A 10,722-nucleotide genomic window follows, 5' to 3' on the forward strand; every position below is an offset into this window, starting at 1 on the left:
ATTTTCCTGGTGAATCCGTCCTCCGGGTGTCTATGGCCGGAAAGCTCCCTGCGACAGATATCGCCGCTTTCTGTCGGAAATTCTGCGCACCTCTAGCCCTGATGTGTCCGGACGCGCACCGCGGAGCGGGCGCGCGGATCGACACGTGTGAGTGAACACCCCGTTCCCCCCGGTATCGAGTCGTCACGTTCGTGCACCCGGAGCTCAGGGGCCCCGGGTCGCGAGGGCCGGGCCCCCGGAGGGAGCGCGGCTACCGGCATGAAACCCGGCACGATCGGCCAGAACGCGGCGAGCGGGCGTGCGGTGTGTCGCGGTCAGGGCGAGCTTTCCGGACATCCCCTAGCGCTTGGCGTGGGGGTGGTCCTGGGCGTCGCCCGGTCCCGCCGGATGGTGCGGCATCTGGGGTGCCAGCTGGCTGTTCGCATGGAGGACATGGACCAGGCGCCGACGGCGCCGCAGCTCCACCATGTCGATGCGGCGCATCCGGCTCGCAGCCGGCGGCACCAGCGTGGAGACCGCCGTGCACGCCGACGCGCAGACGAGCAGCCAAAGTGCCGTGTTCATCACCACGAGTTTCCTTCCCTGGTCCCCATTCAACAACGGCTTCCGCGCTGCTGATTCGGGTGGCTTTACCGGCGCGCAATGCGACGGCAGTTGCATAACGGAATGGCATATGTCGGGTTACGCATCAAAGGCAAAGTGGCAGGCGGTCGGATGGAAGGTAAACAGGCTCTTCGCATCGAATGCGCACATCGTGTCGGATGCCTCCGCGGAAGCCCGCCGACCGGAGGCGCCGACCGGAAGCGCGGATCGGAAGCGTGCCCGAGCGCGGTCCTGCACCGGCGCGGGAGGGCCGCCACGGTCCCCGCGTACCTCCGGCCGAGGACGGTGTCGGTCCGCCCGTGGCACGAGCGGACATTTCACGGGATCGTGAGCGGACACTTCACGGGATACGGGACCCGATCCGGGCGATGAGCAGGGCGATGTCGTCGTCCGCCGAGGCGGGCACCAGATGGCTGATCAAGGAGTCGCACAGATGGCTCAGGGGCTGCTGGGGCTCGGCGAGCAGATGGGTGAGATCCGTGAGCCGCTCGTCGATGTCGGTGCCACGGGACTCGACCAGGCCGTCCGTGTAGAGCACGAGGAGACTTCCCGGCTCCAGGTCGAGGTCCGTGGTGGTGAAGGCGACACCCCCGATGCCGAGCGGAGCACCGGGCGGCAGGTCGAGAAGACGGGCCGTGCCGTCGGGGGTGACGACGACGGGAGGCGGATGCCCCGCGCGGGTGATGCGGCAGTGGCCGGTGGCGGGATCGCAGACGGCGTAGATGAAGGTGGCCAGCATCGGCTCGGCGAGATCGGCGAGGGTGGCTTCCAGATGGCCCAGCAGTTCGCCCGGCGACAGGTCGAGACGGGCCAGCGCCCGCACGGTGGCCGACAGCCGGCCCATGACCGCGGCCGCGTCGATGCCGTGGCCCATCACGTCCCCGATGAGGAGAGCGGCCTTGCCCTGCGGCAGCCGGATGACGTCGTACCAGTCGCCGCCGATCTCGTTGGCGTCGCTCGCCGGAAGGTACCGGTGGGCGACCTCGACGCCCGGCGGCGCCGTGATGTATTGGGGGAGCATGCTGCGCTGGAGGATCACGGCGGTGTCGTGCTCCCGGTGGTAGAGACGGGCGTTGTCGACGCTCACCGCCGCGCGGGCGGCCAGTTCACCCGCGAGGCCGACGTCGTTGGTGCCGAAGGGACCGGCGGAAGCGAGGCGGTAGAACGTCGCCACACCGAGTACGACGTCCCGCGCGACGAGCGGCGCCATCATGAACGAACGCACCCCGATCCGCCGCAGCTTCTCCGGCGTGGTGGTGTGCCCGGCGGCCGGGGCGATGGCCCGCTCGTCGAGATGCGGGATCAGGAACGTCTGCCGGTCGACCAGGGCCTGGGTGTACGGCGCGGTCACCGGGAAGACCAGGGTGCGGCCGAGGGGGGCCAGCAGGTCCGGGATCCGGGAGCCCACGAGAGGGGCCTTGCCCAGTCGGCGCAGGGCCGAGCCGCCGACCAGACCCGCCCCCGGGTCGGCCCCGGAGGCCAGCGCCTCCAGGACGTCCACCGTGACGGCGTCGGCGAGCCCGGGCACGGCGACGTCCGCGAGCTCCTGCGCCGTGCGTTCCAGGTCCAGCGTGGTGCCGATGCGGATGCTGGCCTCGTTGAGCAGGGCGAGCCGGCGGCGGCTCTCCTCCATCTCGGCGTGGACCCGCTGCTGCTCGGTGATGTCGGCGATGGTGGCCGTCACGCCGATACCCCGGCCCGCCGCGTCCTCCAGCCGGACGTACGAACACGACCACGCGCGGTCGTGCAGGGGATCCGCCGGGGTACGCCCCGTCCGGCGGAAGTCCAGCAGGGGCTCGCCGGTCGTCAGGACCCGCCGCATGGCATCCTCCATCTCGTCCGTGTTCGTCTGCGGCAGCACCTGCGCCAGCCGGCGTCCCACGTGCGCGGACTCCGGAACGCCGTTCATCGTCACCAGGGCGGGGTTGACCCGCAGGAACCGCAACTGCGTGTCGAACACCGCGATACCGACCGGCGAGCGCGAGAACAGTCCGTCCCATACCGCCGACGAACCACGGATCCGGCGGGCCCGGTGGGCGTCCGCCGCGAAGATGAGCACCGAGGTGCCGCTGTGGCGACCGGGCACGGGGCACGCCCAGATCTCCAGCTCCATGGGATGCCCGTCCCGGTGCCAGGCGGTCACCGTCCCCATCACGCCACGGCCGGTGGCGGCCGTCTCCCACAGGGAACGGCCCAGACTCCGGTCCGTACCGGGATGCAACAGGTCGGCGATGTGACGGCCGAGCACCTGCGGAGGTGCGTAGCCGAGCAGCTCCTGGGCGGCGGGATTCCAGCGCACGATGTGCCCATCGGCGCCGGTGGCCACCAGGGCCACGGGCAGGGCGCCCAGCCACCCGCCGGCATCCCGGGCGGCGCCGCTGGTCACGTCGTCCGGCGTGGGTTCGTTCATCACCGACCCCCGCGTTGCGCAGGATCCCCTCCCAGTATCACCACCCGTCCCCGTATCAGCATCGCAGCGCGGTCCGTCCGGTTCCTTCGGCGGTGGCGGTGGCGGTGGCGGGGGTACGGGGCGGGCCCGGGCGGCCCGGCCCGCTGCGGCCCCGGGGCCCGGACCGTCCGGAGCGACCGCCACCGTCCTGTGCCGGGTGCCGATCGGGTGCGCTGCTCACGGAGCCGCGCGCGCCGCCAGCAGATCCAGCTCGCCCACCCACAGCCGCACCAGCTCGTCGTGGCCCGTGACCGCCCGGTCGGTGACGAAGCAGATGCGGGCCGTCCCCGCGTACTCGGTCAGACAAGCGGCGAGAGCCTGACCGGCCGGCAGCGACAGCAGCGGCATCATGTCGATGACCGTCCGGTCGCCGAGCGACAGCGGCTCGTCGGTGCCCGGAACATGGGACGCCAGCACCGTGGTGCGCCGGGGGTGCAGGTCCCAGGCGTGCAGCCACCCCCCGAGGCGGCCGGGCAGTACACGGCTCAGGGCCCCCTCGCGGGGACGCGGCGCGGCGGAACGGACGGCGTCCGTCTGGGTCTTCACGCGGGCGATCCGCTCGATCGGATCGATCATGGCGACCGGCAGCCGTACCCCTGCCCCGACCACCGCGCTGCCCGGCCGGGCGGCCTCGTCCCCGCGCCGCAGACCGGTCGGCACCGTCAGACGGAGCGTCCGGCCGCGCAGGAACCCCCGGCCGCAGGGGAGCACCCGGCCGTACGGCAGGGTCCTGCCCCGTGGCAGCGCCCGGGCCCGCGGAAGGGCCGGCCCGACGGGTGAGCGTCCCCGCCCGTCGGCCCAGGCACCCAGCGCCCCGGCCAGGGCGGCGAGGTACACGTCGTCGACGGTGGCCGAGTACGCCGCGGCGATCTCGTGCAGGCGGGCGGCCTTCACGCTGCCCCATGTGTAGTGCACCTTGCCCGTCAGGGGGAGGTGCCCCGGCAGCAGGCGGGCGGCGGGCCACAGCCCGCGCAGGATGTCGAGCCCTTCGCGGACGGCGGTCGCGAGCGCCGCCCCGCCGCGGGCGCGACCGGCCCCGGGGACCTCGGCGCAGGCCGGGACTCCGACGGGTCCGGCGGCGGAGGAGCGCGGTGCCCGCGCGAGCACATCCCGGAAGATCTCGGTGAGCAGCATGCCGTCGAGACGGTTCTGGTCGGCCCGCAGCACGACGGCGAACTCCTGTGGCTCATAACCGTGCACGAGCCACACCCCCCACTCCGGGCCGGACAGGGGCCGTGCCGTCAACTCCTCCAACGCCAGGCGCAGCCCCGCCTGACCGGTTCCGCAGGGTACGGGCGCGTCGAAGACGTGCCGTTCCGGGACGAAGGGGGATCCGGCCCTCGCTCGCCCGAGCCCCGGGTGGGCCGCCACGGCGAGCCGCGCCAGACGGAACAGTTCCTGGGGCTCCAACGGGCGGCCCGCGCAGCGGACGACGCCACCCACGACAGCCGGTGATCGGTGGTGGGCCGCCTCGTGGCCGAGCCGGGCCCATTCCAGGGGGCGGGCGGAGTGCCGCCGGGACGACGCCGGAGCGGCGGCGTCCCGGCCGTCGGCGGGGAGGGAACGGGGCGGTGGTTCATGACGAAGAGCCACGGCGGCTCCTTCCGTACTGCCTGAGATGGTGATCAGGGGCGACACGGAGATCCGGCCGCCGGAACGGGGAGTGGCCGCACCCGGTCCGGACCGCACCGGATGCCGCACTTCTTCGACCAGCGGCTCCGCGAGCGCGGCGACCGGACCTCGGCCTGATCATTGGCCTGTCGGACGGAGAACGTCTTCCGTGCGGTGATGGATACGCAAAGTAGTGCAATCGCCTCAAAAGCCCCGCCTATGAGGTGCCTCCACCCGGCCCGTTCCGGCCTCCCGGGCACGCCCGGGCACTCCTGGGCGGACGAACGTTCCGTACCGTGCTGCCCGCCGCGCCCACCCTCGCCCACCCGAGCCCTGCGGGTCCACGTCCCGGCCCGGGCGAACCGCCGGCGTGCCCCGTCCCACCCCCGGACCGGCCCAGGACGCGTCGCGTTCGTCCTCCCGCCGGAAGGGCGGGTGCGCGTGTCAGGCCGGGACCGGTTCGAGCAGGCCGGTCCGCAGGGCCGCGACCAGCTCGTCGTCCACACCCAGCACATCGGCGGCGTAACCGCGCAGGGATCCGTGGCGCTCGGCCACACCGGCCAGGAACAGACGCATCACCTCCGCGGGTGCCTGCCCGTATCCGGGCCAGGCCGGGCGCCGGCCGCCGTGGTCGGCCTCCCAGTCGGCGAGCAGCCGCTCGGTGGCCAGCCCGGTGAGGGTGAAGTCCTCGACGGCATCGGCCTCCGCCACCCCGACCAGAACCAGCACCAGCGCGGCCAGCAGACCGGTGCGGTCCTTGCCGGAGGCGCAGTGGAACACCGCCGGGCCCTCTCCGGTGGCGAGCACCTCAAGAGCCCGGCGCAGCTCCTCGGCCCCGTCGTGGGCCACCTCCAGGTACCGCTCGGCGAGATAGGGGCCGGTCTCCACGTCCGGGCCGAGGGCCGCCTGGTCGTAGGGCCGGTGTTCGACGCTGAGGTTGTGGTACGAGAAGGACGGGTGCTCGGGCACCCGTCCCTTGCCGTCGATCTCCCACGGGTAGCGCAGATCGATGACCGTACGGATGCCCAGGCCCAGGAACCGGTCCCAGTCCTCGCCGCGGAGCTTGCCCAGCGAGTCGGAGCGGAACAGCCGCCCCCAGCGCACCACATGGCCGCCGTCCTCGGTGGTGTAGCCGCCCATGTCACGGAAGTTGTGCAGCCGTTCGAAAGGTATGCATCTGTTCACAACGTGGCACCCTACGTTCTCACTTCCGGCCGGGACGGCGCCACGCGCCCGTCATGCCGTCCGGCGGGCGGGGCGGCCCGACGGTGCGATGAGCCGACAAGTCCCGCCGTCCGCACGGCGACCCGGACCGGAACGGGCGGTACGACCACCGCCGACGCGCCCGATCCGCGCGGGCACGCTGCTGTACGGGTGCACTTCTGGCCCGGCGTCCGGCTCCCCGCCGTCGCGCGCCCATAGCCTCGGCCCATGAATGAGACATTCGACCACGCACCGGAAGCATGGACCGCGGGACGCCTCAGAGACGCCCTCAAGGACCTGTCCGACGACACCGTGATCCACATCGGGGTCGCGGACGAACCCAACGACTTCGACACCTATCACGAGTACACCCTGGTCGACGCCGAGCCGGTGGAGAAGGAGCGGCCGGTGACGGAGGACGGGACCGAACGCTACGAGGTGGAGTTCACGCTGTTCGCCGACTACAAGGCCGGAACCTACGACCGCGTCGACGACTGAACCGTGCGGTGTGCGGCGACGGCGGCACGCGCGGCCGCCGGGGCGGCCCCGCCGCGCGGGCCGGTCACCGCGGCGGGGCCGCCCCGGCGGGACCGCTTCCGGCAGCGGGGAAGGGCTTAGTCCCGGCAGCGGCGGTCCCCGCCCGGTGCCCCGCCGCCCTCCGGGCCCGCCGCCGTCCGCCAGGCTCCGCTCCTCTTCCGGATCCGGGGCCCGTGCTGTACGGCCTGCTGTACGGTCGGAGCATGTCGAAATCAGTGACGATCCGCGTCGATGACGACCTGCACGCACTGCTCAAGCAGCGTGCCGAGACCGAGGGCACCACGGTGACCGCGCTCATCACGCAGGCCGCGCGGGACGCCGTCCGCGACCCGCGCCTCAAGAGTGCCTCCGCCGTCTTCCGGGAGTTCGTCGCCGACCAGGCCGACGCCTTCGACAAGGCGTTCCCCGACGACACCCCCGACCGGCTCGACGCCGGGGGGCGGGCCGCCTGACCGTGGAGCTCTACATCGACATCCGCTGGCTGCTGGAACGCCAGGCGGAGGTCCTGCCCAAGCATCCCACCGTCCACGACTTCACCGGCCTCGTCGCCGCGGTGGGCCGCCACCGCGTCAACACCCCCAAGGTCGGCGCCACCGTCGACAACGCCTGGCGGGCCGCCACCCTGATGCACTCGATCATCCGTCTGCGTCCGCTGCCCGCCCGCAACGCCCTCTTCGGCGCGGCGGTCGTCGTCGCCTACCTGGACGCCGCCGGCGAGGGGATCGACGCGCCCTACGGTGCGCTCATCGACCTCGCCCGCGACATCGACGACGGCCACACCGACGCCTATGACGCCGCCGAACGCATCCGCACCTGGCGTATCTGACCTCGTCCGCCCGCTGCCGTACGGGTCAAGGGCACGGGCGCAAGCCCCTCGCCGCCGACCCGACCGGGGCGGGCCCCCGCGCTCCAGGACTGTTTCGTCGAGCGGACGGGCCGGACGGCCGGGCTCCACGGTCGGCCGGCGCCCGGCGGAGGCGCGAGCGGGTGGGCGGAACGCCGGTCGACCGCGACCTGCTGGACGTCATGGCGGGCGCCCGTCTGCTCCAGGAGGCCGGGGCCCTCGCGCTCGCCCCCGCTCATGCCACGCCTCGCCGCGATGCTCCGTCCCGCCACCGCCCGGTGGCCTGCCCGCCCACCGCTCGACCGGCGCCGGCCGTGAACCGCGGGCACCGTGTCGGCGGCCGGCTCGCGCCGGGGACCCAGGGGCCTCCGTCCGGCCACCGGGCGGAGGCGGCGTGGGAGAGTGATCCGCCGCTGACGGCCTGGACCGGACGGATCAGCGCGGTGACCGTCCGTCCGGCGGACCGCCCCTGGCCCGGTCGCGGAAGGTGGCCGGGGTCTCACCGGCCCGCTGCCGGAAGAACTTGGTGAACACCGCGGGGCCGGGGAAGCCGAGCCGTTCGGCGATCGCCGTGGCGGACAGATCGGTGTGCACGAGCAGACGCCTGGCCTCCAGCAGCACCCGGTCGTCGATGAAGCGCTTGGCGCCGCACCCCTGTGCCGCGCGGGCCGCGCGGGTCAGCGTACGGACGCTGTAGCCGAGTTCCCGCGCGTAGTCCTCCACGCGGTGCGTGCGTGCGAAGCCCCGTTCGAGCGCCTGCTGGAACCGGCGGAACACCTCACTGCCCGGCTCGTCGCGCTCCGGACCGCCGTCGCGGCCCGCACCGGCCTCACCGCCCTCGCCTCCGCGCAGATGGGCCAGACGCAGCACGAGCACGGCGAGGAGATGACGGACCACCTCGGCGCGCACCTCCAGCGGCAGTTCGGCCGGCCGCCGGTACTCGCTCTCCAGCAGGTCCAGCACGCGCCGTATCGCGTCCCCGTCCGACCCCTCCGGGACCGGCGGCAGATGCCAGGCGCGCCGGTCGGCGCGTGAGGCGTCCACGGTGGCGGCGCTCAGGAACCCCGACCGGAACAGCACGGCGGTGCCCTCGGCGCCGGCGAGGTCGGAGCGGTACTGGTGGACCTGGCCGGGGCGCACCCACAGCCAGCCGCCCTCGGTGAGTTCGTACTCGGTGAAGTCCACCGCGCACCGCAGCGAGCCGGCCCGCACGGTGAGCAACTCGTGGAAGGTGGGCCGCCTGGGGGAGTACGGATCGATGCCGTTGCCCCGGGCACGGGCGAGCAGTCCGGGGAAGTCGAGCACCTCGGCGCCGAGGGGCGTCCCGGCGGAGGCGCGGTTGCGGTGAGGCGCCGGGGAGTCGCCGTCGTGCCCGTTTCCGTCCATGGGGTGTCTCCAGCGTCCGGCCACGTGGGCAGGTACCGAGTCTAGGTCGTGTCCGGAAAGTCTCGCCTTGACCGCGGCGTCCTGCACGCCCGGCGAGACACCCCCTGGCCCGGCGAAACGGGCGGCGAACCGAGCATGTGCGCGTCGCCGGGGGCGCCCGCCCGCGGTCCCGGTGACCGGGATGCTCCGCGCGAACGCGGCGAACATGCCGGCCTCACGGCGCGACGTGCGTGGCCCCCGACGAGGCGCACGCCGGGTGCGGCGTCGAGCGCGGGAGCGCGCGTGATCTCCGCCACCCGGAGCTGTCCGGCGTGGGCCCAGCAGGCAGACTGGCCGAAACGCCCAGGGAGGGGAGCGCACGTGAACACGGAGCAGGTGGGTGTCCGTTGACGACCGAGACCGACACCGGAACCGGCCACGGCACGGGGAGCGGAACCGGCACCGGAGCCGCCGAGGGGTCCCGAAGCGAAGGCGGCGTCACGGCAGCGGCGGCGGCCGCGGGCGGCGCCGGGACGACCGCTGCCGCAGTGGGCACCGGGGCGGGCGTACTCGCCGCCCTGCTCGCCCTGACGGAGACGGGCGAGGACCGCTTCCGCGCCGATGTCGTCGTCCGTGAGCCCTTCCCGCTCTACGGAGGCCAGGTCGCCGCCCAGGCGCTGCTGGCGACCGGGCTGACCGTGTCCGCCGACCGGATACCCCACTCGCTGCACGCCTCCTATCTGGCCGCGGGCGACACCTCGCGTGCGGTCGACTTCCGCGTCGAACGCGACCGCGACGGCCACTTCTTCTCGTCCCGCCGGGTGACGGCCGAGCAGGACGGCAAGGCGTTCTTCACCATGACCGCCTCCTTCCACCGGCCGGCCCGCGGCCGGGACGCCCAGCTCGAACCCGCCCCGAAGGCCACACCGCCGGACGACTCCGCCCCCTTCGACATGGCCAGGCTGCCGTGGATCGAGTGGCGGCTCCCGAGGCAGGCGCAACCGTGGGGCCGTGGACTGCCCACTCGCGTGTGGGCCCGCCCCCGGGAGGGCGTCACCGGCACACCGCTCCTCCAGGCCTGCGCCCTCGCCTACGTATCGGATGTCTCCACCGGGGTCTCCGGTGTCGAGGGCGGCGGCAGGGGCGCGGGCATCACCCTCGACCACTCCCTCTGGTTCCACCGGCCGGCGCGGTTCGACTCCTGGATGCTTCTCGACATGGTGCCGCGTACCGTCGCACACGGACGCGGCTGGTACAGCGGTGGCATCTACTCCGCCGACGGGGTCCTCGTGGCCAGTCTGGCCCAGGAGACGCTCTTCCCACCGGTCAGGAAGCCCAAGTCCAGGCCGGAGGCCGCCGCGGGGAGCTGAGGCCCGGCCCGGCCGCAGCCCTCCGTCCTGTCCGGCCGCCCCCTTCCGGCCGACGGCCGCCCGGCCCGCGGGTGAGCGCGGCGCCGGGCGGCCGGACCATCCGGTCGTACGCGGGGCGACGGCGGCGGCGTACGAGGCCAAGGAGGTCTGCGACGGGGTCGTACCTTCGGGGGCGGACCGGGTCAGGCCCGCCAGGTGTCGTTGAGGAGGACCTTGCCCGACACCGGGGTGGTGAAGGTGCGGTTGGCCCCGGACTCCCAGGTGACGCCGCCGCTCGCGTCCTTGCGTATGTACTTGTACTCGCAGGCCGTTCCCGCCGGCAGGGTGACGTCGGCCTTCCAGATCGGATAGCTCGCGGGATCGAGCCTGGGCGCGCTGCCGGTGTTCCAGTTCCCGAGCTGCGCGCAGCTGCCGACGACGTGGATGTCCTGACCCGGCACGGTGGTGGCATCGACATGGAAGGAAGCGCCGGTGGTGACCGGGGTCCCGGGGTCCGTCCCGCCCGTACCGCACGTCCTGGCGCCGGTGTGGAGTGCGATGGCGGTGTCGGCGGGCAGTGTGGCGGTGAACTGGCCGGTGCCGTTGACCGTGACGGGCCGGTTGTTCTGCACGTCGCAGTAGGTGCCGGCGGGCAGGGCGGTCTGGAAGGTCCGGGTGAGGGCGGACGTCTCGTGGTTGAGGGCGACGTAGGCCTTGTCGCCGCGGCCGAAGGCGACGGCGTTGTTCCCGTTGTCCCACCA

At 73.4% G+C, this 10,722-nt stretch carries 10 protein-coding genes; 4 read left to right on the forward strand and 6 right to left on the reverse strand.

The annotated features are described in order from the left end of the window. Positions 1-339: 339 nt before the first annotated feature. From PUR26_RS20315 to PUR26_RS20330, 4 genes are all read right to left on the reverse strand, one after another. A complete protein-coding gene (locus PUR26_RS20315) occupies positions 340-564 on the reverse strand; it encodes a hypothetical protein (RefSeq protein ID WP_329873839.1) in 225 nt (74 codons plus the stop codon). 379 nt (positions 565-943) lie between these two features. Beyond that, the gene (locus PUR26_RS20320) at positions 944-3,013 is read right to left on the reverse strand and encodes a SpoIIE family protein phosphatase (protein ID WP_329873840.1); all 2,070 of its coding nucleotides are present in this window, start codon (positions 3,011-3,013) and stop codon (positions 944-946) included. Between the two features lie 216 nt (positions 3,014-3,229). Then, entirely contained in the window at positions 3,230-4,645 is a 1,416-nt protein-coding gene (locus PUR26_RS20325; protein ID WP_329873841.1) for a WS/DGAT domain-containing protein, read from the reverse strand. Between the two features lie 462 nt (positions 4,646-5,107). Continuing rightward, positions 5,108-5,848, reverse strand: coding sequence for a tyrosine-protein phosphatase (locus PUR26_RS20330; RefSeq protein ID WP_329873842.1), 741 nt, complete (start codon positions 5,846-5,848; stop codon positions 5,108-5,110). A 246-nt stretch (positions 5,849-6,094) separates the two neighbouring features. On the opposite strand from PUR26_RS20330, the gene PUR26_RS20335 reads away from it, so the two are divergent. From PUR26_RS20335 to PUR26_RS20345, 3 genes are all read left to right on the forward strand, one after another. Then, a complete protein-coding gene (locus PUR26_RS20335) occupies positions 6,095-6,364 on the forward strand; it encodes a DUF6225 family protein (protein ID WP_329873843.1) in 270 nt (89 codons plus the stop codon). A 242-nt stretch (positions 6,365-6,606) separates the two neighbouring features. Further along, positions 6,607-6,855 carry a YlcI/YnfO family protein gene (locus PUR26_RS20340; RefSeq protein ID WP_329873844.1) on the forward strand — a complete coding sequence of 83 codons (249 nt, stop codon included), beginning with the start codon at positions 6,607-6,609 and terminating at the stop codon, positions 6,853-6,855. Between the two features lie 2 nt (positions 6,856-6,857). Beyond that, the gene (locus tag PUR26_RS20345) at positions 6,858-7,229 is read left to right on the forward strand and encodes a toxin Doc (RefSeq protein ID WP_443077116.1); all 372 of its coding nucleotides are present in this window, start codon (positions 6,858-6,860) and stop codon (positions 7,227-7,229) included. Positions 7,230-7,682: 453 nt separating this feature from the next. Here PUR26_RS20345 and PUR26_RS20350 read toward each other — a convergent pair whose 3' ends face one another. Continuing rightward, a complete protein-coding gene (locus PUR26_RS20350) occupies positions 7,683-8,633 on the reverse strand; it encodes a helix-turn-helix transcriptional regulator (protein WP_329873845.1) in 951 nt (316 codons plus the stop codon). A gap of 386 nt (positions 8,634-9,019) precedes the next feature. Here PUR26_RS20350 and PUR26_RS20355 point away from each other — a divergent pair, with 386 nt between their 5' ends. Continuing rightward, entirely contained in the window at positions 9,020-9,982 is a 963-nt protein-coding gene (locus PUR26_RS20355) for an acyl-CoA thioesterase (RefSeq protein ID WP_329873846.1), read from the forward strand. Positions 9,983-10,164: 182 nt separating this feature from the next. Here PUR26_RS20355 and PUR26_RS20360 read toward each other — a convergent pair. Then, positions 10,165-10,722 (reverse strand): carbohydrate-binding module family 20 domain-containing protein (locus PUR26_RS20360; RefSeq protein ID WP_329873847.1); only part of this gene is annotated, 558 nt, incomplete at its 5' end.

The sequence above is a fragment of the Streptomyces sp. SP18CS02 genome (assembly GCF_036322365.1).
Lineage (GTDB): Bacteria > Actinomycetota > Actinomycetes > Streptomycetales > Streptomycetaceae > Streptomyces.

Bases quoted from the DNA above. Each gene is read 5' to 3' on its own strand.
- PUR26_RS20315 (WP_329873839.1), bottom strand. From the start codon at position 564: ATGAACACGGCACTTTGGCTGCTCGTCTGCGCGTCGGCGTGCACGGCG.
- PUR26_RS20340 (WP_329873844.1), top strand. From the start codon at position 6,607: ATGTCGAAATCAGTGACGATCCGCGTCGATGACGACCTGCACGCACTG.
- PUR26_RS20320 (WP_329873840.1), bottom strand. From the start codon at position 3,013: ATGAACGAACCCACGCCGGACGACGTGACCAGCGGCGCCGCCCGGGAT.
- PUR26_RS20335 (WP_329873843.1), top strand. From the start codon at position 6,095: ATGAATGAGACATTCGACCACGCACCGGAAGCATGGACCGCGGGACGC.
- PUR26_RS20350 (WP_329873845.1), bottom strand. From the start codon at position 8,633: ATGGACGGAAACGGGCACGACGGCGACTCCCCGGCGCCTCACCGCAAC.